Here is a 25,620-nt window from a genome sequence, read left to right on the forward strand (position 1 = left end):
GTTTTCTTTTGGAAGAAAAAACTTACTTTTTAGAAAAAAAAGATTGTTATTTCAAAGCTTTTTTTAACAAATAAAAAAGCTTTTTTAACGTATATTTAATCAATAAAAAAAATTAAAATTTGTTAAAATAAAAATGTTATTAATTATATTTTATTATTAAATTTTATATAGTTCTTAATACTACTGAACCAAATACAAGAAAAAAATAATTTAAATATTGAAACAATATTAACTATATTAAAGATATTCTGAATAAAGGAAATAAATTAATAAAAATTCAAAATAAAGTAATTTTAATTACTTATCCTGATTCATTAGGAAAAAATCTTAAAGAATTAAATCTAGTTATAAAAGAAGATTTAGGACAAAACACAATCGGTGAGATTCATATTTTACCTTTTCCCCTTCTAGCAGTGACCGAGGATTCGCGCCTTATGATTATAATATCGTTGATCCTGTTTTTGGAGATTGGGATAATATTGCTGAATTGAAAAAACAATATTATTTAATGTTTGATTTTATGATCAACCATATTTCCAAAGAATCCGTTATGTATAAAGATTTTCAACAAAACCATGAAAACTCTAAATATAATAATTTCTTTCTTCGTTGGGAAAAAATTTTGGACTAAAGAAAGTAAAAATCGTCCTACTAAACAAGATATCGATTTAATTTATAAACGCAAAGATAAAGTCCCTATTCAAAAAATTAAATTCGCGAACAACCAAGAAGAACATTTTTAGAATACTTTTGACAAAGATCAGATCGATATTAACGTTGATGATGAAGTAGCGAAAGATTTCATTAAAGATACTTTAAACAATATGGTAGAAAAAAGCACTAGTTTAATCCGTTTAGACGCTTTTGTTTATATTTGTAAAAACACCAATACCACTTTTTTCTTTTTAGAACCAGATATTTGCAACTTATTAACAGATGTTAGTAATATCATTAGTAAATCAGGAGATTTACTTTTACCTGAAATTCATGAAAATTATGTTATTTCTCATAAAATAAGTCAACACGGTTACTTTATTTATGATTTCGCTTTACCATTAATTGTTCTTTATACTTTATATTCCGACAAAATAAAACGTTTAAAAGATTGGTTAATAAAATCACCAATGTAATAATTTACGACTTTAGATACTCACGATGGTATAGGAGTGATAGATGTTTTTGATCTTTTAACTGATGATGAAATGAAATATACGACAGAAAGAATATATAAAATAGACATAAAGTAAAAAAAATCTATTCCTCCGTTTCTTATAAAAACTTAGATATTTATCAAATCAATTCCACTTATTATTCCGCTTTAGCGAATGATGATGATATTTATTTGTTAAGTCGTGCTTTTCAAATTTTCACCCAGGAATACCACAAGTTTACTATGTGAGCCTTTTAGCAGGAGAAAACGATATTAAATTGTTAGAATCTTCTAAAGAAGGGCGTAACATTAACCATCATTATTATTCTCGTGAAGAGATCCAAACAGTAGTTCAAAGACCTGTGGCGAAAAACCTCTTTAAATTATTGTAATGGCGTAACACTAGTCACGCTTTTGATTTAAATAATTCTATTTTATTAGTGTCGAACTAAATTTAGATAACCACAAAATTAAAATTGTGCGCCAAGATAAAGATGGCCAAAATACAGCTATCTTAGAAGCTGATGTGCAAGAGAAAAAATTCTTAATTACTGAAAATGGTCAAGAAATATTTAAAAATTATTAACTTTTATAAAAAAGTTTTGAAAATCAGTTATCTTCTCTAAAAGATAACTGATTTTTTTATTTTTTTAAATATTTTTTAAAAAAGGTTGACAAATATTTTTTTATGTTATCATATAGTAAATTAATAAATAATTTTTTCTAAAAGGTATTTGTTTTAGAAAAATTAGTTGTTGTCTTTCGGTGCCATTTAGTTAGGCTTCACCCAAACCTCTTCTAATTGCTTTTATTCGTCAAATAGCGTCTTTAAAAGATAAAATTTTTTTAAGCAATTTTAGATGCTAAAGAGTTTATCATTTCTGTTGATGCTCAAAAAGATAAATTTTTTTTATTTAGAACCTCCTTATTTTCTTAAAGGCGCTAATTTATATCAACATTTTTTTCAAGGAAAAAAAACCATATTTAAGTATTCTAAGCCCTAGAACAATTACATAACAAATGGTATATTGACTTACGACAATCATGAATTCATCCATTTTTTATACTGTAATTATAACCCTTATTTTTTTTGATCTCAATTAAAGCGTTGAAACTAAAATAAATTAGTGGTTCAAGAAATACTTTTTTTCAGTCTTAATTTTTATTAAGAAGTTTTAACTGATAAAAAAGCTTTTTATATAACCACTTTAAAAGGTTTTTTATTAAAAAGATTAATATTATTATCATTAAAATGGTCTTTTCTTAGAGATATGGATATGTTTTATCCTTTTAAGAAGTAAAAATTTGGTTTTTATACAAAAGCGTGTTATAATATAATCATACAGGAAGATAAAAACACATTATAAAAAAATAAAAGAAAATAGAGGTATATATTTTTGTTTAATCAAAAAATCAAGAATAGTTATTTATTTTTATTAATGTTAAATGCTTTTTTATACTACTTCAACTGATATTGAGTCGTTGGAACAAAATTTATTATTTCATTTGATTAAAAATTTAAGCCATAAATATGCTCCAGAAAAATTTTTCATTCATTCTACTTTGGAAAATAAAAAAATCAAACCCTCACAAGAAATGAAACTGACTTTATCTTTTGCACCACAACATCAAACTATTGGTTTTTTGTTAAAAATAAAAAATGACGCAGAAAACAATTTTTATCTTTATTTATATGAAATTTTTAACGAAGAAAAAAATGGACCAGAAAAATTACAATTCATCGATAAAGTGATGATTTCGAGCATCCAGAAAAATAAAGAGATATTTTTTAATCATTTATCTATTAACGTTTTAAAAAAGAAAACTTTGTTCGTTAAAGGGATCTCTTTATTTAACGCACGAATTTAAACAATTAGCATTATCTTTGATAGTGCGCAAAAAAATAATAAATAAAATAAATTTTTAATTGTAAACGGAGAAAAGTATGAATATAATGCACGATATTAATCCTAAGAGAATTACTGAAGACCAATTTGTTGTTTTAATCGAAATCCCTCAAGGTAGTAAGAAAAAATACGAAATTGATAAAGAAACAGGCTTGTTATCATTAGATCGCTATTTGGCGACGTCTTTTCGTTATCCTGTTAATTATGGTTTCATCCCTTTAACTCATTGTGAAGATAACGATCCGCTGGATGTTTTTGTTTTATCCCAAGAACCCTTAGATCCGATGGTTTTAGTTAATTGTCGTCCTCTCGGAGTGATTCGCATGATTGATAACGGAGAATTAGATGAAAAATTGATCGCTGTTCCTGCGAGAGATCCTTTAATGGATCAGTACCAAGATATTAAAGATTTGCCTCAATCTTTAGTAGCTGAAATAGAACATTTTTTACTTCATTATAAAGATTTAGACAAAAAAACAGTTTCTATCGAAAAAATAGAAGGAAAACAAGAAGCTAAAAACGCTATTAAACGTTCTTTAGTTACTTACCGAGACATCATTAAAAAATAACACTGTTTTAATTGTTGTAGCTTTCTTATTTTTCAAAAAGACCTATCGCCATGATGTCTAATTTTTATTTTTAAAATTTATTTTTTGAAATGTATGAATGATTATAATTGTTTTTATGTTATTTTTATTTCGCATTTGATAAAATAACGAAAGAGATAACAAATAACAATGAAAAAAACTGTCATTTTAAATAAAAAAATTTCTTATGATTATTTCTTAGATAAAAAATATTGTGCTGGGATTAAATTATTAGGTAACGAAGTTAAATCTATCCGTTTAGGCAAAGTTAATTTAGATAGTTCTTACATTTATTTTGTGGGCGATGAATTGTTTGTTTATAATATGAAAATCGCTAAATATGATTTTAGCAATAATTTTGATTTTGAAGAAAATAGGAAAAAGAAGCTTTTGTTGAAAAAGCAAGAAATTTTACAAATAAAAAGCAAAATTAAATTGAAAAATTTTAGTGTTATTCCGATTAAACTATTCTTAATCAAAAACCTCTTTAAATTAGAGTTCGCTTTAGCTCAAGGTAAGAAAAAATACGATAAAAGAGCTGATTTAAAGAAAAAAGATGATAATTTAAGAATTAAGAAAACTTTAAAATATTCTGAATATTGATCTTTTCTTTTTTCTTTTTAAATAATTCCTGTGTTACCTTTTAAAAGACCTTTTCTAAGGTCTTTTCTTTTAAAAAGGAAATAAAATATGGAACGGTTTTTAACGTTCTTAAGGATAAATAGTGCTAATATGTTATAATGTAAGCAAGGTGAAAAGAATGAAGACAGAAATAGTAAATAAAATTAAATTTTTAACAGACTTGATTAATAAAGCTAATTATGATTATTATAATTTAAACAATTCTGAAATAACAGATCAACAGTATGACGCTTCCTTGCAAGAATTAATTTCTTTGGAAAAAAAGTATCCTGAATATAGATTAAATTATAGTCCTACTTTTAAAATAGGCGGAGTGGTTAATTCTAAATTTAAAAAAATCGTTCATGAAGTGCCTATGTTATCTTTAGAAAATGTTTTTGACTTTAAAGAGTTAAAAGATTTTTATCATCGTGTTTTGAAAAAAGTCAGTCGTTTCCATTTTATTACGGAATTGAAAATTGATGGAGTGGCGATTAATTTAAAATATGAAAAAGGTATTTTAATTCAAGCCACTACTAGAGGGAACGGGCAAGTAGGAGAAGCGGTGATTGATAACATCAAAACCATTAAAAATATTCCTTTAAAACTACAAAAAGATATCGATTTAGAAGTGAGAGGGGAAATTTTTTTTAAACATGATGATTTTGAAAAATTAAACACTTTACAGGTAAAAAATAATAAACCGCCTTTTTCCAACCCTCGCAATGCCGCTTCAGGGACAATTAGGTTATTAAATTCTGATACCGTATCTCAAAGGATTTTGTCGTCTTTTATCTATCATATTGTCAAACCGCCTGCTTTTATTAAAACTCAAAAAGAGGTTTTGGACTTTTTAAAGAAAATGGGTTTTTCTGTTAATCCTTATCATTATGTGGCAGATTCGTTTGAAGCGTTAATTTCTCATATTAATCGATATGAAAAATTAAAAGATACTTTACCTTATGATACGGACGGGGTTGTGATTAAAGTAAACCAATTAGAACTTCATCCCCTTATCGGTTATACTAGTAAATTCCCTAAATGGGCCATAGCTTATAAATTTAATTCTTCCCAAGGAGAAACTATTATTAAAAAAATTACCTTTCAAGTGGGTAGAACTGGTTCTGTGACTCCTGTAGCGGAATTATTGCCGGTTATGGTGAGTGGTAGCGTTATTTCTAAGGTTTCTTTGCATAATTATGATTATATTCAAAAAAAAGACATTAGGATCGGGGATACTGTTTTAATACATAAATCCGGTTCTATTATTCCTGAAATTATTGAAATTATTCAAGAAAAAAGGACCGATCAAACTCCTTTTAAAATGATTACTCATTGCCCTTTTTGTCAAACACAGTTAGATAAAAAAGCTGATGAAGTAGATTATTTTTGTTTAAATGAAGTTTGCGAAGAAAAACAAATTAAAAAAATAATTCATTTTGTTTCCCGAGAATCGATGGATGTTAATGTTTTAGGAGAAAAAACTTTAATTCTGTTTTTTCAAAAAGGTTTTGTTAAAAAAATATCTGATTTATACTCTTTAAACTCTTTTCGTAGTCAATTAGAAGACTTGCCAGGATTTAAAAGTAAAAAGGTTAACAATATTTTAAACGCTTTAGAAACCAGCAAATCTCAACCTTTTGAAAGGCTCTTGTTCGCGTTAGGCATTAAACATATTGGGATTAAGGTTGCTAAAATTTTAGTTCAAAAATATCACAACATCCATGCTTTAAAAGAAGCTACCAAAGAGGACTTATTAGGCATCCCTGAAGTAGGCATTAAAATTGTTGAAAGTCTGGGAGATTATTTTAAAAAACCTCACAATTGGGAAGAAATAAATCTTTTAATGCAACATAATCTTCAATTTCAAAATGATTATAAAAATAAAACAACAGTTCAAGATAATTTCTTTAAAGGCAAAAAAATTGTTTTAACAGGTAGTTTGAAACATTATTCGCGCAAAGCAATATCCTCTTTTTTAGAAGAAAAAGGTGCTTTAATCGTTAATTCTGTTTCTAAAAATATAGATTATTTAATTTGTGGTCACGATAGTGGTTCTAAATTAGTCAAAGCTCGCACTTTAGGAATTAAAATTATTGATGAAAAAGAATTGGAACAAAGGTTATCTGAAAGATAAAAAAAGGTAAAAAATAATAAAATGAAAAATATTGGTGTGGATTTGGTCGAAATAAAAAAAATAAAAGATGTTGGATTGGATAAAATAGCTAATAGAATTTTATCTCTTAAAGAACACGAATGTTATGCTACTATCACTAATCAAGAGGTAAAGTATAGTTATGTTGCAGGAAGATGGGCCGCTAAGGAAGCTATTTTTAAAGCTTACGCTAAAGGAGATTTAACTCATAATTATTCTGATTGGTCTATTTTAAACCATGTGCCTTATGGTTTGCCCTACGTTATTGATCCTTATCAAAATAAAATCATGATTTCTATTTCGCACACAGATAATTACGCTATCGCTTTTGTTGTTTTGATGTGAGAATTGATAATATGAATTCGTTTAATAAAAAAAGAGCTCATAAAGCTCTTTTTTATTTATCTTTCGATATTAAGGTTTGGTTCCTGTTTTTCAGGGAAAAAAGTTTTCTTTTGTTTGGTTTTAAAAGAAAAATAAATTATATATAAAGCGGATATAATCAAATGAAAGATAATCAGGGTTAATAAAATGTTTTGCCATTTTTTTAAGGCTTGTTGGTTTTTTTCTAAATTCTCTAATTGAGCGTTTTTTTCTTGGGGTTTTTCTAATATGTAATCAATTAATGATTTTAATTTTTCTTTTATTTGATTATATTTTTGTAAGGCATTTTTGAAATGATTTTTAGCTTGGTCTAATTTATTATTCATAGAGGGGCTTGTATCCTCTATTTCGTAACTTTCAAATAAGTCGTTACCTTTTTTCATCAAAGATAAAGCGCTATTGTCTGATTGATCATTTTGGATTTGGTCAGTAATCTCTTTTTTTAAAGCGATTAAAGCTTCGTTATCTCCCGCAGATAGATCCACTAATGACAACCATTCTTGGGCTGATTCTTGTTTTTTTTCTGCTATTTTTTTGGTTAATTTGGTGTTGTATTTTTTGAGTCGAGTGATAATTTTTTTAAATTCTTCGTTAACATTGTTGAATAAATTTGATAAATCGTTAAAATTTGTTATGTCTGATGCTGTTTGGAATTGTTTTTCGCAATCTTCCCATTTGCTGATAATTGTTTCAGGATTGTTTTTATTTTCTAAATTATGTCTAAATCCATCAAATTCTGAATGATCTTTTTTTGGATCTTGAATTAGTTGGTTTAATGTTTTAGCAATTCCTAATTCTGTTTCTGCTATTAATTTATTGTTTAATAGATCTTGACGTATGGGAAAGTCATTCTCTAAATTATTTGGATTCCCAAAAAGAAGCTGATTATTAATTAAAACCAAAATAAAAAGGTTTAAAAGGAGAATAAAGATTTTTTTAATTGATTTTTGGTATGATATGTTAGAATGATGATTGTTTATTGTTTTAAACTCTTTTCTAATTTAATTTTTATGTGGAAAATAGATTATATTAGCAATTTTGAATGTTTCTTTTCCTAAATTCAATATTAAAAAGCAAATATTATCCGCTTGCATTATAACATAGAAAGATTTATAAAAATAAAAAAGAAAACCTTCGAGGACTCATTTTTAGTCTAATCTTTAGATGAGTTTGGGGAAGGTTTTCTTGTTGGGGATTTAGCTAATGGAAACCAAGATTAAATATGGATTTTTTTCCATTTCTTTCCCCTTTTGTTGACGTCATTAGGTAACAAGATAATGACAATAAAAAGGATAATATTTAAGAAAATAATTGAAAAAATTTGGTTAGCGTTATTTTTTAATTTTTGATAACGGAACAATTCAACCACACTTTTCTCTTTGATATTAGAAGTTTTGACAAAGTGAAGCGGAGTGTTGAAATTGTCGCTAACAACATCATTGGTCCCGATAAAACGATTATCTTTATCAAAAAAAGAAAATTTAATTTTTTCTTTTTATGTTTTAAGTTGAAAACAGAATCAAATAAAGCTGAATCTCCTTTTAGACTGCCGACTTTGCTTTTGAAAAATTGGGGACAATTAACTTTATTATCTGAATTGAATAGATAATACACTTCTTGGCCTATTTGTAAATCTGAAATTTTGGTCATTTCTGCAATAGGATAATTATAATCAGATTCAAAAGTCAATAAAATTAAATCATTTTTATCAAAAAGAAAACTTTGTAAATGTCCTTTTTCTTTTTTTTGCCTTCATCAGGAGTAGAGGTAATAATATTAATTTCATATGAAAAAACATTGATGAAATTATTGATCCAATTATCCATCTTTTCGTATTTTTGATCTTCAAATTCATAGTCAGTATTGTAATTGGATAAAACGTAATATAAAAATTTATTATTGGCTAATCTTTGTTGATGAAGAATAACACCATTACCGTTTTGACCGTTGCCTTTATGCCAAACAATTAAAGAATTTTTGATTTTATCTGATAAATCTATCTTTTCTTTTTTTGGGTCATTTTTTAATTCTAAAGACAAAAAAGAATTATCGCCTTTATATAAATCATAGTTATTAAATTTACGTGTGTAAGTAGCGGCGATTTGTGTATTTTCTTTATTGCGTTTGTGTATAATTAATTCTAAGTTCTTATCCCCACCTTTGCCATCTATTTTGTTTAAGTGAATTTCTAAATCTTCTTGATGAGGGTCCATGAAAAAGATTTCCTCTTTATAATCGTAATTACCGACTAAATCGATCAAAAATTTGTTCGGTTTTTTTGTCTTCTCTTGAGAAGGGGAAGAAATAACGATTGGTTTTTGATCCAAGAGCAATAAATCTTGAACAAAAAAATTTATTTTGCTAGGTTTGTTGTCTTTAAATTTATTTTGAAAATTTTTTATTTTATTTTGTAAACTAATTTGATAAACTTTATCTTCAAAAGTTGGATTTTCTTGAAGTCTTTTTTTCATTTCTTCAAATCTTTCGTTAATGTGGATCATATTGATCGCTTGGGAAAAACTATCGGTGGTTTTATCGCCTTGAAGAACGCTTCTATTCATTCCTATAATTTGACCTTTATTGTTAAAAACCATTCCTCCGCTATTGCCGCTATCAATTTGAATATTGAAATTAATTTCTTTTTCATTATGGTAAATAATGCTACCTTTTTTCAATAAATTAATTTCTGGATATTGTCTAGGGCTTTGAGAGATGGGATTGACATAAGGCCATCCGGAACCAAAAAAACGATAATTATTTTCTTGAATTTGTAGTCTTTCGTTTTCGTATACGAAAGTAAAAGGTATTTTAGGGTTTTTTATCAATTGAGAACCCATACTATAAATATCTTCCCCTTCTTTTAAAGGTAGAGATGGTTCTGGTTGGAGGAAAGGTTGTTTCGCTGTTTGTAAAATATCTTCCACTTTTTTAAATAAGTCATGGTTGGAATCAATAAAAGTGACAATACCTATGTCATCTGTATCGCGCTTATTATCGATATAATTATATACAGAAGCTGTTTTCTGTTTAAATTCGTAGTTAAAAATATGAATACTTTCACCTTTGCGAGCGTGTTCTATCACGTGGCGGTTTGTTAAAAGATAATATTTATATTCTATTTCTCCTGTATAGTCATTTTTAATTATATCTATGTGCCAAATAAAACCAGAACCTAGAAAATCTTTATAAATGATTAAAAAATTAAGTTTTGATAAAGAACGGATTTTGCCGGCTAATAATTCTTTTTCAGAAAGAGACGCACCTTCTAAAGGAGAAATGGTTTCAGTAGGCAATTCTGTATGATGTGGTTTTTCAATATTTTTTAAAGAGGCTGAACAATAAGTATTAAATAAGTATTTTTTTAAATGTTGTTCAAATGAGATAACTTTTTCAGGAAAATTTTGATGAATTAAACCTAAAAAAAGACCGTTTTGATCTAAGAAAATATTAAATTTTTTGTCTTCTTGACCTTTTTCTTTGATCTTGATTGGCAAAAAAAAATTATTATGAGTGTCTTCTTGTTGGAAAAATTCTTCATCGTCCTCTATGGTACGGATACATTTTAAAAAATTATACATACTGTTAGAAGTGATAATATAGTTAATTTCGGTTTTGTTATTTTTATTCTTTTTATCAGGCAAAGAAATGCCGATAAATTCACCTTTGGTATTGAAAAAAATTTTATTATTTTTACCTTTAATAGAAATGGGCAAATAATGGGTATTATTTTCGTCGTAATCTTCACTTATGATGCCTTCTTGGAATGGCTTGATATTTTCTGTCGTATCCAAAGTAAAAGCGTATACTGTTTCCCCAATGTGAAATTTATGTCTTTTCAATTCATAAGAAGAAGCAGGTTTTTCTTTGTTTTTTTCTTTTTCGAAAATAGTTTGGATGTTTTTGTGAATTTTTTCAATAGTTTCGCATTTCTTTTTCATATCGTTATCGTTTGTCTTGGATAATTGATTATTTTGATTATAATGAAAAAGTTTTATCGGTTGTGTTTCCAAGTTAAAAAACATACGGTAATAAAAAAAAACAGCCAATAAAAAGATAAAAAAAGAAATGAATAAGTATTTTTTGGGTATTTTATTCACGTACATAAAGTTATTTTATCTTTCTTCCTTCTTTAGTTTTATGATATATTTAGCTTTACAAAATAAATAAATAGAATTGTTTTTTTAAGATCTTAACTATATTATATATTATTTTTTATCTGAAAAAAAAGATACTTATTTTAAAAAAAGAAAAAAATAACTTTTTTATAATTTTATACTTGACATTTGATATAAAAACTAATATAATACTATTAGCAGTCATATTAAATGAGTGCCAAGGAGTATTATTTTGCTTTCTGATAGGAAAAGATTAATTTTAAAGGCCGTTGTTGAAAATTATTCTAAAGAAGATCAACCTGTTGGTTCTAAGTTGCTAGCGAACTTGCCTTATTTAAATTTTTCCAGCGCTACTATTCGTTATGATATGGTACAATTGGAAAAAAAAGGTTATTTAAAAAAAACTCATAAATCTAGCGGCAGAATACCTTCTTTAAAAGGCTATGCTTTTTATTTTAATAATTTAATAACACGCAATAATGAAACTATTCAAATGATTTCTTTATTTGACCAAATTTTAAATAAAAAAAGTTTAAATAAAGAAAAAATTATTAAAGAAGTTTTAGAGCTATTAAGTAATTTAACTAATTATGCAACTTTAATGATAGGTCCTGATGTTTTAAAAACTAATAAAATTAATAAAATTGATTTGATTCCTTTAAATTTAGAACAGGCCCTTATTTTGATTGTGACTGATAATGGCAATGTTCAACATCAAAATATCGTTTTAGAAAAAGATAGCGAATTGTCATTGCAAGATTTGCAAATAATATTTTCTGAATTAAATCATTTGTTAATTGGTAAATATTTACATGAAGCAATAGAAATTCTGGAAAGCGATATTGTTGCTACCGTTTTTGCAGCATATATCGAATATAAAAAACAACTGGTACAATCTTTGGTCGAAATTTTTTATAATTTTGCGACTGATAATTTTTATGTATATGGTGTTTCTAATTTTTACGATAATGCGGAATGCAAAAGCCTTGCTTCCGCGAAAGACATTTTTAAAATATTAGAAAATAAAGAATTAAACAGAATTTTTTTAATTCTAAAGAAGTTATTTATAGATTCGCTAATCAAATTAGTTTAATGCCGTACAATAAATTTATGATTATTTCCATTCCTTATGATATTAATGAAAATGAAAAAGGATCAATTGCTATTTTAGGACCGACTATCATGAATTTTCAAAAAATTGTCCCCCTTTTGGAATATTTATCCGCTCATTTGTCGCAGCTATATGACAAAAAGTAATTATAAATTGGAATAAATAGGAGTTTGTTTTTACATGAATAAAAATAAAAAAACACATAACAACGAAGAAAAGATAAAAAAATCAAATCATCAAACTGAAGAAGTTAAAAAAGATCAAGATTGCGGTTGTCAAGACAATAAAAAAGACAACGCTTCTCAAGAAGAAAGCAAAAACAACCAACCAGAAAAATTTTCTAAAGAGGATTGTGATGGTTGTGATAAAAAAAAGGATGAACAATCATCCTTTAATTCCCATGATAAAGACAATTCATCGTCCAAAGATGAAAAAGATTTACAAGCGGAATTATTACAATTAAAAACCGAATTAATCAATGAAAAATTAAAATCTCAAGCAGATTTAGAGAATTTGAAAAAAAGACTTCAAAAAGAAAAAGTAGCAGACGTTAAATACGCTTCTATGAATTTGATTACTGACATGTTAGTTCCTTTAGAACAATTAGGACAAGTTTTAGAAATGCCTAATGAAGATGAAATGTTGCAAAAATTTCTCTTTGGTTTTAAAATGATTAACAAGCAAATTAACGATGTTTTAGAAAAAGACGGCGTTGCAGAAATAAAAGCTTTAGGCGAGAAATTTGATCCTAAATATCATCATGCATTAGAAAAAATTTCTGATGAGAAACAACCAAACGGCGTTAACGTTGCTGTTTTACAAAAAGGCTTTTTATACAAAGATAAAATTATTAAACCAGCTATGGTAAAAATAAATGAATGGAGTGAAAATAAAAATGGCGAAAACAAATAAAATTATTGGTATTGACTTAGGAACAACTAACTCTTGTGTTGCTGTAATGGAAGGCGGAGAATCTAAAGTTATTCCTAATGCGGAAGGTAGTAGAACTACTCCTTCAGTTGTATCGTTTAAAAACGACGAAATCATGGTAGGTGAAGTAGCTAAAAGACAAATGCTTACTAACCCTAACACCATTATTTCTGTGAAAAGACATATGGGTGAAAAAGATTATACTGTTGATGTAAACAACAAAAAATATACTCCCCAAGAAATCAGTGCTATGATTTTAAGAAATTTAAAAAAACAAGCAGAAGATTATTTAGGGGCTGAAGTTAGCGAAGCAATTATTACTGTACCTGCTTATTTCAACGACTCACAAAGACAAGCAACTAAAGATGCCGGTAAAATTGCTGGTTTAGAAGTGAAAAGAATTATTAATGAACCAACAGCAGCTGCTTTAGCTTACGGTATTGATAAAAGCGAAAAAGAACAAAATATTTTAGTTTTTGATTTAGGAGGAGGAACTTTTGATGTTTCTATCTTAAACTTAGCTGAAGGTAACTTTTCGGTTATATCTACTTCCGGCGATAACAAACTGGGTGGTGATGATTTCGATGAACGTATTATTGAATTTTTAATTAAAGAATTTAAAAAAGATAATGGAGTGGATTTATCTAAAGATAAAATCGCTACTCAAAGATTAAAAGATGCTGCTGAAAAAGCGAAAAAAGAATTAAGTGGTATCGTTTCTACGCAAATATCTTTACCTTTCATTACTATGAACCCTACAAGCGGACCTCTTCACTTAGAATACACTTTAACAAGAGCTAAATTTGATGAATTAACACGTGATTTAGTAGAACGTTGTTTAGTACCTGTTAAACGTGCTTTAACTGATGCTAGTATGAAAGCGGAAGAAATTGATCAAGTGCTTTTAGTGGGCGGTTCAACAAGAATTCCTGCTGTTCAAGAATTAGTGAAAAAAGAATTGAAAAAAGTTCCTAATAAAAGTATTAACCCTGATGAAGTAGTTGCTATGGGAGCTGCTATTCAAGGTGGTATTTTAATGGGAGATGTTAAAGATATCGTTCTTTTAGATGTAACTCCACTTTCCTTAGGGATTGAAACATTAGGTAATGTTTTCACTAAATTAATCGAAAGAAACACTACTATTCCGACTTCTAAATCACAAATTTTCTCTACTGCTGCTGATAATCAACCTTCTGTTGATATCCACGTTTTACAAGGAGAAAGACCTTTAGCGAAAGAAAATAAAACTTTAGGAAGCTTCCGTTTAAACGATATTCCACCTGCTCCAAGAGGAGTTCCTCAAATCGAAGTATCTTTTGATATTGACGTTAACGGTATTGTTTCTGTTAAAGCGAAAGATTTAGGCACTAATAAAGAACAAAAAATTACTATTTCTGGAACTGGTTCTTTATCAGAAGAAGAAATTAATCGCATGATTAAAGAAGCTGAAGAAAACGCTGAATCTGATAAAATCCAAAGAGATAAAATCGATACACGTAATAACGCAGAACAACTAATTTTCCAAACTCAAAGATCTTTAGAAGACTTGAAAGACAAAGTTAATCCTGAAGAAAAAGCTAAAGCAGAAGAACATATTAAAAACTTAGAAGAAGCTTTAAAAGGCGATGATCAAACTGTCATCAAAGAAAAATTAGAAACTTTAGAAAAAGAAGCGCAAAAAATTACTCTTCAAGCTTATCAACAAGCGCAAGAACAAGCTAAAAACGACCATGATCACGACAAAAAAGAAGATAAAACAGTTGATGCTGAATTTGAAGAACAAAAAAAATAATAATCTAATTTAATATTTTAATGAACCAAAAAAAGCCTTTATGACTTTTTTTGGTTTCTTTTATTATCATAAATTATTATTCTAATTAGGAGATTTATTTTGAAACAAAAAAAGATTATTATAGCGTTTTAGGTTTAACTAAAGAAGCTAGCGCGAGTGAAATTAAATCCGCTTATAGAAGACTTTCTAAAAAATTTCATCCAGATGTTTCTAAAGAAGCAGATGCTGAAAGTAAATTCAAAGAAGTGCAAGAAGCTTATCAAACTTTAAACGACCCTAATAAAAAAGCTAATTATGATCGTTTTGGTCACGCTGGTGACACTGGTGGTTCTGGTGGCGGTTTTGAAGGCTTTGGCGGCGGCGGTTCGTTCAACTTTGAAGATCTTTTTGAAAATTTCTTTGGCAGTTCTGGTTCTCAACGGCAAAGGCGTAACAATAATGTTGGAGCAGACTCGCATATTGAAATTACAATTGATTTTCTAGAAGCTGCCTTAGGAGTAGAAAAAGACATTCAATTTCACGTAGAAGAAGATTGTCAACATTGTCAAGGGACAGGGGCTAAAAACGCTCAAAGTATGCAAACTTGTTCTTATTGTCATGGCAATGGTTATGTTACTATTAACCAACAAACTATTTTAGGCAATATTCCTTCTCAACAAATTTGTCCACAATGTCGTGGTGAAAAACAAACTATTTTACACAAATGTTTTTCTTGTAAGGGACAAAAAAGAGTTAAAAAAGTTAAACAAATGAATTTGCAAATACCGGCTGGTGTAGAAAGTGGTATGACTTTAAGATCGCCTCAAAACGGTAATGGCGGTCATTTAGGCGCTGCTAACGGTGATTTATTAGTAGATATCAAAGTAAGACCGCATGAACATTTTAAAAGAGATGAACAAAACATTATTACCACTCTTTTCATTGATTTTTATCAAGCTGTTTTAGGAACTACCATTAATGTAGCGACTATTTATGGCGATGTGAAACTTAAAATCCCAGCAGGCACCCAAACGGATACAAAGTTTAGGTTGAAAAACAAAGGAATAGCTTATTTAAATTCTTCTCGCAAAGGAGACCATTATGTTGTCGTTAAGATAAAAACTCCTACAAAAATCAGCAATACTGAAAAAGAACTGTTTTTAAAATTGCAAGAATTAAATAGATTAAATAATAATTTTAAAAAAAATAGATCTTGGTTTTTTTAACATTGTATTTATATTTAAGCTTTAAAAATAAAAAAATATCGCTCTTTTTTAAATAATTATTATATCAAATTATTTATATAATTTTTTATGATAATATAAATAAGAGTGGTATTTTTTTATTTATTTAAAGGAAGTGTAAAAAATGATTTTAGTTAAATTTTCAAGAAATATAGATTTGAAACCTTATTTTTATTACGCCTTAGAAGAATATATTTTAAACAATGTTTTAAAAGATATGGATGAAGTCTTTTTTTTCTATGGACTATTAAAGGGGTTGTAATAGGTAAGAATCAAGTTATTGAAAACGAAGTTAATTTGGATTATGTTAAAATAAATAAGATTGATCTTTTTCGTCGTCCTACTGGTGGCGGATGTGTTTATAATGATGAGGAAACTCCTCTTTACAGCATCATTACTAAAAGAAAAAACCAAAATTTCACTTTTAAAGAACATTTGAATAAAATTATCTCCACTTTTAAAAAATTAGGAGTTGATTTATATTTTAGTGGTAGAAACGATATTTTGTTAGAAGGTAAAAAAGTCTCTGGAAACGCTTTTTTACAAAACCAAAACGGCATTATCATTCATGGCACTTTACTGTATAATTGTGATATAGACGTGATGGTTCGTTGCATTACACCAAGTAATGAAAAATTAATTTCTAAAGGAATTGATAGCGTTTCTGCTCGTGTAACAAATTTAAAAAACCATTTAGATGGCATGTCAAAAGATGAATTAGTAAGTTATTTAGAAAAAGATTTAGCGCAAAAAGAATATGTTTTGAGCGAAGAGGAAATAGCCAAAGTGGAAACGTTGGCGCAAAAATATTCTTCTGAAAAATGGTTATATTTTAAACACCCTCAGTATTCTAAAACTTTGAAAAAACATTTCCCTTGGGGCAAATTAGAAATTTTATTAGTTTTAAAACAAGGTAAAATTCAACAAATGAATTTAAGAGGCGATTTCTTTCATAAAGAAGATAATTTATCCTTATTTACGGACCAATTTATCGATGTTTATTATCGTAAAGAAACTTTAGAAACAGTCTTAAAAAATCATAATATAGGTGATTATATTTTAAACGCTAATAATAAAGATTTATTATCTTTCTTAGAAGAAGGATTGTTAATTTAAAAAATAAAAAAATTATTTCTCTTTTTAGTAAAAATAGAAATAAAAAATGTATAATTAAAGGAAGGGATATGAATAAAAACAAGAAACAAGTTTTATTAAAAAAGATGATTGTTGTTTCGCTTCTTATAGCAATTTCTTTCTTTTTAGAGATGGTCTTTGTTAAATCATTTCACGGCGGACAGCATTGTCATACTACTTTAATAAGAATAGAATTATTACCTCTTATTTTGATAGGATTTTTATTTGGATGGAAATTCAGTTTCTTTTCTAATTTATTATATGTAGCAATTCATATTTGCATGGAATATGCGATGGATAGGCATTTTTTTGAATTGCTTTTAAAAGATACAGAATCGAAAACGGTATTATTTTTAGGCTTATTATTTTTTGTATTTGTGATGCCTTATTTAGCTTGTACTATTTCAGGTTTTTTTCGCCGCAAAGATTTAAGACATTTATCACAAGGTAAAGTTATTGCAGGAAGTTTGTCGTTAATAGCAATTGTTCAAATTATTTCTTATGCCATTTTTTCTTTTTTACTTTATCATAACCAGGCTCATGAAATTTTACATGAATACGAAGGCGTTATAAAGGATTCTAATTTGCCATATAAACTAATTTTAGGTTATTACATATTATCTGTTGTTTTACAAAATATAGTTATTGGTTTTATTTTGTATTTTGTGAATCCTATTTTAAAAGTAAATTTAGAAAGTTTTGCGTTAGAATAAAAAAATTGAATAATTTTCTTTTGCAAAAAAATTATTCAATGAATTTATCTATTACTTTAATATAATCAATTCTCGGATTATAATTAAACGAAATGTTAAAGAGCTCTTTTTCAAAAATTTGATAACTGATACTTTTAGCCTTATTATTGTTTAAAAAATTAGTTAAAAAATCAATTGGTAAATAAAAATACTTATTTTAATTTTAAAATGAACAATAAAAAAAGCTATTCCGTTAAATTTTTGTGCTCTTTGTAAGATTTCTATTTGATGTTGAGGAATATTACTCAGCGGAAAGTTGTTTTTATTGTTAGTTTCTTTAACATCGAAAGATAAAAATTTACCTTTGTAAATGCCGTGATAGTCTGGTAAAGAAGAAGTACGATAATAAGCTTCCACTATTTTAGCTTGTTTTCTTTGAGGGTATTCTACCCTTACTACTTGGATAGGGATTTCGTTTTTATAAACCAACGCTATTTCTTGTTCTTGATAAAAACGATTAGTTAAATTAATATCTCTCTCTAAATTAGCACCTAAATTGTTTTTGTTGCTGATAACGTTATTTTTTTCTTTTTTGAAAGGGTAATCCATGGATATTATTTATCGACTTTCTAAGATTTTATATTTCCTTCATTTAAGGATGAATTAAAAAAATAATTTTTAACAATTTCCATTATAAAATAATTTTTAACAATTTCCAAAGATTAATAAAAATTTTTGTTCAAGGAGTATAAATTACATTTCATGAAAGAAATAAATTTTTTTGCTTTAGGCGGTATAGGAGAAAATGGAAAAAATTTTTATTTATTGAAAGTAGATTCTTCTTATTTTATTTTAGATGCAGGACTTAAATATCCTAATGTAGTCGCTAATGGGATAGATTGCGTTATTCCTGATTATCATCGCTTGGAATCTATTAAAGATCAAATTAAAGGTATTTTCATCACTTCTGCTTTCGAAACTCATTCTGGCGCTTTGCCATATATGATTGATTATTTAGAAGATGTTCCGGTTTACGCTTCTGATTTCACTATTGAAGTTTTAAAAATAAATTTACACCAAAATAACGCCAATCCACATAATGTAGAATTTAGAGCTGTTCAAGATAAATCAGTGATAGATTTTGACAACACTAAAGCGCATTTTTTTGGGATATCTCATTTTTTACCGGAAACTTTAGGAGTCGCTTTTGAAACGTCGCAAGGTTTGATAGTGTATATTAGTGAGATGCATTTTGTTCAATCTAAAGATGTTAATTTCCAAACTAACTTTGCTTATTTATCAGAGTTATCGCAAAAAGAAGTTTTAGCTTTAGTTCCTGCTTCACAAGGAGCTTTCAGCATTATTATTCAGAAAAAAGAAGAAATTTTAGAATACTATTTGAGTAGTTATTTTGCTAGTATAGAAAACAATATTATTATTTCTTTTTTAGTCCCTGATTTATTAAAAATTCAGTTAGCGATTGATTTAGCTTTAGAGGCTAATTTAAAAATTGTTATTTTAGGACGTAAAAGTGAAAAAATTATCGATGTCGCTTTACAAAAAAATTATTTAAAAATTCCGGAAAAATCTTTAATTAATTTAAAAACATCCACAGATTATTTAAAATATAAAAATTTAGTGGTGATAGTAGTAGGAAAACGTTTTGAACCTTTTTACAGATTGCAAAGAATGTGCAAACAAACCGACCGCTTGATGAAACTACATCCTAAAGATAAGATTTTATTATTATCTATCGAAACCACTGGAGTGGATAAAATTCAAAATAAAACAGTTGATATTTTAGCTAGAAACGGCTTTATTGTCGATGTTTTAGAAAAAGATTTATTAAAATCCTCTTCTTATAATTATGAAGAGAATTTTAAATTAATGTTACATTTATTAAAACCTAACTTTTTAATTCCTGTAGCAGGCGAATATAGACATCAATACCAAATAAAGAAAAACGCTCAAAAATTCAATTATCCTAATAATAAAATTTTCTTATTGGAAAATGGTGATGTTTGGAATTATGATTTCCAAAATAAACCTTATGTCAAAAGAAATTTTTTCAAAAATTTAGGGGAAATTTTAATTGATGGAACACCGGTTTTAGAAGGTAATGATTTCATTTTAAAAGATAGAGAACTTTTAGCTAACGATGGTGTTATCATCATTGTTTGTAATCTAGATTTAAAAACCAGAGAAATTGTGGGCAATGTGGAATTAATTAGCAAAGGTTTTTTAAACAAAAGCGACACGGATACGACTTTCGGGAAACTAAAAGATTTATTCGCTAAAATAAGTAAAGGTTTTTTAATGAATAATAAACAAGTTAAATGGAGTGATTTCAAAAATAACTTAAGAGAAGATTTATCTAAGTTTATTTATAAAGAAACGAAAAAGAAACCAGTGGTTATTCCTGTTTTAATTTCTATTTCACGTTAAGAAAAGCATTCTTTAAAAAAAACGATCAAGAAAGGAAAAAAGGTTGAAATATATTAAATGGAAATGATCAATCAAAACGTTTCTCCGAATGATTTTGATATTGTCTTTTACGCTTTGGGCGGATTAGGCGAAGTCGGTAAAAATATGTATGTCTTTGAAATTGATAAAAAGATTTTTATTGTTGATTCAGGTATTTCTTTTTCTGATGATTCCTTTTTAGGGGTAAACTATATTATTCCTAGTTATGAATATTTACTGCAAAACGAACATAAAATTATGGGCTTATTTATTACTCACGGACATGAAGACCATATCGGCAGCATACCTTTTTTATTGAAAAGAATTAATATTCCTAAAATTTATGTGACGGGCATTGCTTATGATTTAATAGAATTGAAATTAATCGATTATAAATTAAATAAATATATCAGTATTTTAGAGAAGTACAATAATAATTCTAAATTTGTTTTTGATAATACAGAAGTATCTTTCATTCGTTTGAACCACTCTATTCCGGATACTTTTGGTATTGTTTTTAAAAATAACGATAATGTGGTTTTTTATACTGGAGATTTTAAAATCGATAACACTCCTGAAGGTCCTTTAGCAGAATATGCTAAATTATCTGATTTAGGTAAAAATGGTGTTTTATGTTTATTTTCTGATTCGACTAATTCCCAAAACGAAGGTATGATTCAGTCTGAGCACAAAATTGGCACTACTATTAATCAACTTTTTTATAAAATAAAAGGGAGAATAGTGATTGTTACTTTTGCTTCTAATTTTTATCGTATTAAACAAATCATTGAAGCCAGTGTTTTAACTGGTAGAAAAGTGGCTGTTTTTGGTAGAAGTATGGAAAAAGCGATCGAAACAGGCATGAAAAACGGTTATTTAAAAATTCCTAAAGACACTATTTTAAATAACAATGATATTGAGAAATACGATGATGTGACTTTGCTTTGTACAGGTTCTCAAGGAGAGCCATTAGCGGCTCTTAGTCGAATGGCTAATGGGATCCATAGACAAGTTAAATTAAATCAAAAAGATACGGTTATTTTCTCTTCTTCACCTATTCCTGGTAATCAAGACAGTATTAATAAACTCTTGGATTTGCTCTTTAAAATGAATGTGGAAGTAATTGCGCACGGCTTATTGGTGGATACGCATGCTTCAGGTCATGCTAGTCAAAATGATTTAAAATTAATGTTGAATTTAATTAAACCAAAATATTTTATTCCCGTTCATGGTGAACATGTGATGTTAATTCATCATAAACAATTAGCGATTGAATGTGGTATAGAACCGGGCAATATTTTAATTTTAGATAATGGCGATGCGGTAGGCATTAGTCAAGAAAAAACTCAATTAATCGGTCGTGTCCCTACTGATAATATTTATATTGATGGTTCGGGTGTAGAAGATGTAGGTAACCTGATTTTAAAAGAAAGAAGAATTTTAAACGAAGAAGGATTGCTATCAGTTGTTATTAGTATCGATTTAAAACAAAAGAAAATTCTGAACTTTCCAATGATTGTTTCGCGTGGTTTTATTTATATGAAAACTAACCAAGAATTAATTAAAAAAATATCTTCTGATGTTAAAAAAATGGTGCAAAACTTATTACGCTTAGATAAAGTCAACAAAAGCTATTTGAAAAAATCTGTGATTGATTTTATCACCCCAAGGATTTATGAATCTACTTTAAGAAATCCGATTATTATTCCGATTTTTTTAATGGTTTAAAGCAATAAAAAGACCTTAATCATCAAAATTAAAAAATCAATTATTTCTTTTATTTTGTTAAGATTAAGATTTTCTAATTTAAAATATAAGTATTGAAGATAAAGAAAGAAAATAAAAAACTTTGCAAAAAAGTTATTTTTAAAATAATTAAAAGGAGAAAATAAAATGAGTGCAAAAAAAAATAATCAACGTTACCTTGTAACAGATAATGTAACTGTAGAAGTTAAAGTGAGATACGTTAAACAAAATAATAAAAACGTAAGAGAATGGTATACTAATAATTTAAAAATTAATTATGATGGTGAAAATTATTCTTTTGATGAAGTGGTTTTAGTCTTCGGTCATATTGATAGTGATAATCCTGAGTTTTTCTTACAACCCGGTCAAAAAGTTAAAGTTTTAGGTGGACGCCTAAACTCTCTTGATACATCAGTGAAACACAATGTTTTAACAATCGATAAATTTAAACAGTTAAGCGACCAAACACAAAAATAATTAAGATTCTTATTTTTTTGTTAATAGATATTTTCTTATGAAATAAGATTAAATTGGTTTTTAAAATAGTAAATTTGTTCAAGTTAATATTTGGCTTAATAATGTAAACTCCCATAAAATCATTTATTAATTTTAAAAGTAGTAATAGAGAATTTCTTTTTATTTTAAAAAAATTTTAAAGGTTAGAAAAGAAAATATGCCAGAATTGCCAGAAGTTGAAGTCATTATTCGCCATTTACATAAAAAATTGGTTAACCGCACTATTAAAGGGATAAAAGTTTTTTATGAACCTATCGTACAAAATATTGCTCGTTTTAACCAAATGTTAAACCAAACTTTTTTAGACGTTCAAAGAAAAGGTAAATATTTACTTTTTTTCTTAAGTGATGATTGGGTGCTTGTAGGGCATTTAAGAATGGAAGGTAAATTATATTTAAAACCTCAAAAAGATTGTCTAAAAACAGGAAAACATGAGTATTTTCGTCTTCTGTTAGATAATGATATGGTGTTGCAATATTATGATTTTCGTAAATTTGGGCGTTTTTTATTATTTAAAAAAGATCGTTATTTAGAAGAAAGCAAATTAGAGCGTTTAGCTCTAGATCCTTTTTTAATCCGTGCAAAGGATTTTTATGGTTGTTTGCAAAAAACACGTGTCGCAATTAAGACGGTTTTGTTAAACCAACAAATTATTTCTGGGATTGGTAATATTTATGCTAACGAAATTTTATTTGCTGCGCGGTTACATCCAGAAACTAAAGCAACCTATCTTAATTTTGCTCAAACACAATTAATTTTAACTAAAGCGCAAGTTATTTTAAAAGAATCGATTGTTTTAGGCGGAACCACTATTAGTACTTTTGATGCTTTAGGAAAAACGGGTTCTTTTCAAAATAAGCTCTTAGTGCATGGCAAAGATAAGCAAAATTGTGTAGTTTGTCAAAATAAAATTGAAAAAAGAAAAATAGGCGGGCGTGGTTCTTATTTTTGTTCTCATTGCCAAACTATGATAACTAAAAAAGATTAATTATTCAAAAAATATTTTTTTAAAGGAGATTCATAGTGTTTACTTTACAAAATTTTAATGTTCATAATCGCAATATCTTATCTCATGAAGAACAAAAAATTTTAACTTTATTGTATCAGCCTTTAATAGGAACAGACGCGATAGGTCTTTATTACACTTTATCTTTTTTAAATTCTAATGATCTGGAGGAGCCTAATTTGATTCATCAATTTTTATTGGATTTATTAAACATTGATGAAAAAACTTTTTTCCAATTTAAAGACAAACTAGAAGCGGTTAATTTGTTAACGACTTATCAAAATAAAACAAAAGAGAATCTTTATGCTCTGAATCCTCCTTTAAGCGCGGTTTTATTTTTTCAAGATCCTCTTTTGAGTCAATTCTTATTAAGTGAGGTCGGTGAACATATTTATTTCTCTTTGGAAAAGATATTACTGCCAGAAAATTCCTTGAATTTAACAAATTATCAAAACGTGAGTAAACATTTTTCTGACGTTTATCATTTTGAAAAAATTAATCCTCAAGAAACTTTAAATAGTTTTAAATATAATAATGAACAAAAAAAACAAACCACTGTATTGCAAAAATATTTTAATTATGAATCTTTTTTAAACCATTTATCGGAAAGATTTAAAAAACCTTTTTTATTGGAATGGCAAAACATGGATTATATTATTAAATTAGCTTTCGTGTACGCTTTAACACCTGAAGAGATGGCCACTTTATACCAAGAAAGCTTTCGTAATAATTATGTAGATGATCTAGATTTAAACCATTTAAGAAATAGTTTAAATCTTAAGTTTTCGCAAAGTAACGCTAAAATTAAAACTTTAAGCAATAAAAACTTAAATACGGAAACTAATGAAATGATTCTTTATTTGAAAAATTCTCATCCCCATAGGATTATTAAGAATTTTAGTAAAAATAAACGTTTTGGCGCTGCCTTGTATGATGCTGTGTTTTTGTTGTTGAAAAAAACAGAGGTCGAAATTGGAGTTATTAACGCTTTAATTATGTATGTTTGTAAGATAAAAGCTCATAAAGATGATTCTTTTATTTCTTATAATTATTTTGACACAATTTTAAAATCTTGGACTAAAAAAGGGATTGTAACTACCGAGACGGCTTATGATTACCTTATGGAAGAAAACGTCTTTAAAACTAGTAAAAAAGACAATAAAAACAGTCCTAAATGGTTAGATAATTTCAAAAAAGAATTTAGTTTTAAAAAATAAAAGGTGTGATGATGGTTTTAGTAAAAAAAAAATATTTAGATGAAATGAAAGAAGTTATCTCTAACGATCCGGAGACTAAAAACTTAAAAGTAGAAGATAAAGATGTGATGATGGTTTTTAATTATCTACAAAATAAGCATAAAGACCATAGTTTTGGTTATAAACAAGTTTTAAAAACTAAACCTTATCTGCATATTATGTTACAAGAGACAACTGCAACCAAACATATTGATTTAAAAAATAACTTAGAACAAAATAATATTTTATTTAACCAAGATTTAAAACTAGAAGAAGTTGATTTAAATGCTTTTAAAATTAATAATTTAGTGCAAGAAAAAATTTTTCAAAAAACTAAAGAGATGATAATGTCTTTTTATCATGTTAAAAAAGGATTTTATCTTCATGGAGATTTTGGGACAGGAAAAACTTTCCTTCTTAAAGCTTTAACTAAAGAATTAATCAATAAAAACATCTCTGTTTTATTTATTTTTATGCCTGATTTAGCCCGCCAATTTAAAACTACTTGGTATAGCGATCTCTTAGAAAAAAAAATTCATTATTTGAAAAAAGTGCCTTGCTTAATTTTAGATGATATAGGTTCTGAAAACATGACTTACTATTTTAGAGATGATATTTTACTGCCTTTATTATATTATCGTTTCGAACATAAATTGCCCACTTTTTTTAGTAGTAATTTTGATTTAGAAGATTTATTTAATTACTTTAAATCTTTCCAAGATTTCAATAGTGAAATCAAAGCTTATAAAATAGTTAACCTTATTAAAAAAAACACCTCTATTTATAACTTTTCGGTTTTAAACAAAGAGATTTAAAAGAACTTTCTTTCTTTTTAATGATAAAATAAATATTT

Annotated in this window: 20 protein-coding genes and 3 pseudogenes; 20 read left to right on the forward strand and 3 right to left on the reverse strand. The window is 27.2% G+C overall.

The window, feature by feature from the left end:
• Nucleotides 1-269 precede the first annotated feature (269 nt).
• From gtfA to CPX_RS01785, 6 genes and pseudogenes are all read left to right on the forward strand, one after another.
• Nucleotides 270-1,736 (forward strand): annotated as a pseudogene (gene gtfA / locus CPX_RS03560) (sucrose phosphorylase).
• Nucleotides 1,737-2,596: 860 nt separating this feature from the next.
• Nucleotides 2,597-3,019, forward strand: a complete 423-nt coding sequence (locus CPX_RS01765) for a hypothetical protein (RefSeq protein ID WP_053521487.1) — start codon at nt 2,597-2,599, stop codon at nt 3,017-3,019.
• A 76-nt stretch (nt 3,020-3,095) separates the two neighbouring features.
• Nucleotides 3,096-3,626: an inorganic diphosphatase gene (locus CPX_RS01770; protein WP_053521488.1), complete on the forward strand. Its 531-nt coding sequence runs from the start codon at nt 3,096-3,098 to the stop codon at nt 3,624-3,626.
• 168 nt (nt 3,627-3,794) lie between these two features.
• Nucleotides 3,795-4,247 (forward strand): SsrA-binding protein SmpB, encoded by a 453-nt coding sequence (gene smpB, locus CPX_RS01775; RefSeq protein ID WP_017191853.1) that lies wholly within the window; start codon nt 3,795-3,797, stop codon nt 4,245-4,247.
• Nucleotides 4,248-4,404: 157 nt separating this feature from the next.
• Nucleotides 4,405-6,402 (forward strand): NAD-dependent DNA ligase LigA, encoded by a 1,998-nt coding sequence (gene ligA, locus CPX_RS01780; protein ID WP_053521489.1) that lies wholly within the window; start codon nt 4,405-4,407, stop codon nt 6,400-6,402.
• A 21-nt stretch (nt 6,403-6,423) separates the two neighbouring features.
• On the forward strand, nt 6,424-6,765 hold the full coding sequence (locus CPX_RS01785; RefSeq protein ID WP_053521490.1) for a holo-ACP synthase: 342 nt from the start codon (nt 6,424-6,426) through the stop codon (nt 6,763-6,765).
• Between the two features lie 56 nt (nt 6,766-6,821).
• Here the strand turns inward: CPX_RS01785 and CPX_RS01790 are convergent, their stop codons facing one another.
• On the reverse strand, nt 6,822-7,706 hold the full coding sequence (locus tag CPX_RS01790; RefSeq protein WP_053521491.1) for a hypothetical protein: 885 nt from the start codon (nt 7,704-7,706) through the stop codon (nt 6,822-6,824).
• A gap of 500 nt (nt 7,707-8,206) precedes the next feature.
• Between CPX_RS01790 and CPX_RS03315 the strand changes: the two genes are divergently transcribed.
• Nucleotides 8,207-8,413, forward strand: coding sequence for a hypothetical protein (locus tag CPX_RS03315; protein ID WP_235443220.1), 207 nt, complete (start codon nt 8,207-8,209; stop codon nt 8,411-8,413).
• 85 nt (nt 8,414-8,498) lie between these two features.
• Here the strand turns inward: CPX_RS03315 and CPX_RS01795 are convergent, their stop codons facing one another.
• A complete protein-coding gene (locus CPX_RS01795; protein ID WP_235443221.1) occupies nt 8,499-10,907 on the reverse strand; it encodes a S1 family peptidase in 2,409 nt (802 codons plus the stop codon).
• Between the two features lie 244 nt (nt 10,908-11,151).
• Between CPX_RS01795 and hrcA the strand changes: the two genes are divergently transcribed.
• The 7 genes and pseudogenes from hrcA (at nt 11,152) to CPX_RS01825 (ending at nt 17,822) form a co-directional block, all read left to right on the forward strand.
• The gene (hrcA, locus tag CPX_RS01800; RefSeq protein ID WP_268760254.1) at nt 11,152-12,012 is read left to right on the forward strand and encodes a heat-inducible transcriptional repressor HrcA; all 861 of its coding nucleotides are present in this window, start codon (nt 11,152-11,154) and stop codon (nt 12,010-12,012) included.
• Between the two features lie 17 nt (nt 12,013-12,029).
• Nucleotides 12,030-12,176 carry a hypothetical protein gene (locus CPX_RS03475; protein ID WP_268760255.1) on the forward strand — a complete coding sequence of 49 codons (147 nt, stop codon included), beginning with the start codon at nt 12,030-12,032 and terminating at the stop codon, nt 12,174-12,176.
• 34 nt (nt 12,177-12,210) lie between these two features.
• Nucleotides 12,211-12,942 (forward strand): nucleotide exchange factor GrpE, encoded by a 732-nt coding sequence (locus CPX_RS01805; protein ID WP_053521492.1) that lies wholly within the window; start codon nt 12,211-12,213, stop codon nt 12,940-12,942.
• Nucleotides 12,926-14,752, forward strand: coding sequence for a molecular chaperone DnaK (gene dnaK, locus CPX_RS01810; protein WP_053521493.1), 1,827 nt, complete (start codon nt 12,926-12,928; stop codon nt 14,750-14,752). Before CPX_RS01805 ends, dnaK begins: the two co-directional genes overlap by 17 nt.
• Nucleotides 14,753-14,844: 92 nt before the next feature.
• Nucleotides 14,845-15,957 carry a molecular chaperone DnaJ gene (dnaJ, locus tag CPX_RS01815; RefSeq protein ID WP_053521494.1) on the forward strand — a complete coding sequence of 371 codons (1,113 nt, stop codon included), beginning with the start codon at nt 14,845-14,847 and terminating at the stop codon, nt 15,955-15,957.
• Between the two features lie 142 nt (nt 15,958-16,099).
• Nucleotides 16,100-17,091 (forward strand): annotated as a pseudogene (locus CPX_RS01820) (lipoate--protein ligase).
• 68 nt (nt 17,092-17,159) lie between these two features.
• Nucleotides 17,160-17,822, forward strand: coding sequence for an ECF transporter S component (locus CPX_RS01825; protein ID WP_053521495.1), 663 nt, complete (start codon nt 17,160-17,162; stop codon nt 17,820-17,822).
• 31 nt (nt 17,823-17,853) lie between these two features.
• Here CPX_RS01825 and recU read toward each other — a convergent pair.
• Nucleotides 17,854-18,410: pseudogene (gene recU, locus CPX_RS01830) on the reverse strand (Holliday junction resolvase RecU).
• Between the two features lie 153 nt (nt 18,411-18,563).
• Here recU and CPX_RS01835 point away from each other — a divergent pair.
• The 6 genes from CPX_RS01835 (at nt 18,564) to CPX_RS01860 (ending at nt 25,582) form a co-directional block, all read left to right on the forward strand.
• Nucleotides 18,564-20,246: a ribonuclease J gene (locus CPX_RS01835; protein WP_017191878.1), complete on the forward strand. Its 1,683-nt coding sequence runs from the start codon at nt 18,564-18,566 to the stop codon at nt 20,244-20,246.
• 57 nt (nt 20,247-20,303) lie between these two features.
• On the forward strand, nt 20,304-21,992 hold the full coding sequence (locus CPX_RS01840) for a ribonuclease J (RefSeq protein WP_053521496.1): 1,689 nt from the start codon (nt 20,304-20,306) through the stop codon (nt 21,990-21,992).
• Nucleotides 21,993-22,157: 165 nt separating this feature from the next.
• The gene (locus CPX_RS01845; protein WP_053521497.1) at nt 22,158-22,487 is read left to right on the forward strand and encodes a hypothetical protein; all 330 of its coding nucleotides are present in this window, start codon (nt 22,158-22,160) and stop codon (nt 22,485-22,487) included.
• A gap of 196 nt (nt 22,488-22,683) precedes the next feature.
• Nucleotides 22,684-23,514, forward strand: a complete 831-nt coding sequence (gene mutM / locus CPX_RS01850; protein ID WP_053521498.1) for a DNA-formamidopyrimidine glycosylase — start codon at nt 22,684-22,686, stop codon at nt 23,512-23,514.
• Between the two features lie 35 nt (nt 23,515-23,549).
• Nucleotides 23,550-24,749 carry a DnaD domain protein gene (locus CPX_RS01855; protein WP_053521499.1) on the forward strand — a complete coding sequence of 400 codons (1,200 nt, stop codon included), beginning with the start codon at nt 23,550-23,552 and terminating at the stop codon, nt 24,747-24,749.
• A gap of 8 nt (nt 24,750-24,757) precedes the next feature.
• Nucleotides 24,758-25,582, forward strand: a complete 825-nt coding sequence (locus CPX_RS01860; protein ID WP_235443223.1) for an ATP-binding protein — start codon at nt 24,758-24,760, stop codon at nt 25,580-25,582.
• The last annotated feature ends 38 nt before the right edge of the window (nt 25,583-25,620 follow it).

This window comes from Candidatus Phytoplasma pruni (assembly GCF_001277135.1).
GTDB lineage: Bacteria > Bacillota_I > Bacilli_A > Acholeplasmatales > Acholeplasmataceae > Phytoplasma > Phytoplasma pruni.

What these genes read in the sequence shown, in the direction of transcription:
- CPX_RS01860 (WP_235443223.1), top strand. Translation starts at nt 24,758, where the DNA reads ATGATGGTTTTAGTAAAAAAAAAATATTTAGATGAAATGAAAGAAGTT.
- CPX_RS01765 (WP_053521487.1), top strand. Translation starts at nt 2,597, where the DNA reads ATGCTTTTTTATACTACTTCAACTGATATTGAGTCGTTGGAACAAAAT.
- CPX_RS01770 (WP_053521488.1), top strand. Translation starts at nt 3,096, where the DNA reads ATGAATATAATGCACGATATTAATCCTAAGAGAATTACTGAAGACCAA.
- CPX_RS01845 (WP_053521497.1), top strand. Translation starts at nt 22,158, where the DNA reads ATGAGTGCAAAAAAAAATAATCAACGTTACCTTGTAACAGATAATGTA.
- CPX_RS01840 (WP_053521496.1), top strand. Translation starts at nt 20,304, where the DNA reads ATGGAAATGATCAATCAAAACGTTTCTCCGAATGATTTTGATATTGTC.
- smpB (WP_017191853.1), top strand. Translation starts at nt 3,795, where the DNA reads ATGAAAAAAACTGTCATTTTAAATAAAAAAATTTCTTATGATTATTTC.
- CPX_RS01795 (WP_235443221.1), bottom strand. Translation starts at nt 10,907, where the DNA reads ATGTACGTGAATAAAATACCCAAAAAATACTTATTCATTTCTTTTTTT.
- mutM (WP_053521498.1), top strand. Translation starts at nt 22,684, where the DNA reads ATGCCAGAATTGCCAGAAGTTGAAGTCATTATTCGCCATTTACATAAA.
- CPX_RS01805 (WP_053521492.1), top strand. Translation starts at nt 12,211, where the DNA reads ATGAATAAAAATAAAAAAACACATAACAACGAAGAAAAGATAAAAAAA.
- dnaK (WP_053521493.1), top strand. Translation starts at nt 12,926, where the DNA reads ATGGCGAAAACAAATAAAATTATTGGTATTGACTTAGGAACAACTAAC.
- CPX_RS01835 (WP_017191878.1), top strand. Translation starts at nt 18,564, where the DNA reads ATGAAAGAAATAAATTTTTTTGCTTTAGGCGGTATAGGAGAAAATGGA.
- ligA (WP_053521489.1), top strand. Translation starts at nt 4,405, where the DNA reads ATGAAGACAGAAATAGTAAATAAAATTAAATTTTTAACAGACTTGATT.
- CPX_RS01785 (WP_053521490.1), top strand. Translation starts at nt 6,424, where the DNA reads ATGAAAAATATTGGTGTGGATTTGGTCGAAATAAAAAAAATAAAAGAT.
- CPX_RS01825 (WP_053521495.1), top strand. Translation starts at nt 17,160, where the DNA reads ATGAATAAAAACAAGAAACAAGTTTTATTAAAAAAGATGATTGTTGTT.
- CPX_RS03475 (WP_268760255.1), top strand. Translation starts at nt 12,030, where the DNA reads ATGATTATTTCCATTCCTTATGATATTAATGAAAATGAAAAAGGATCA.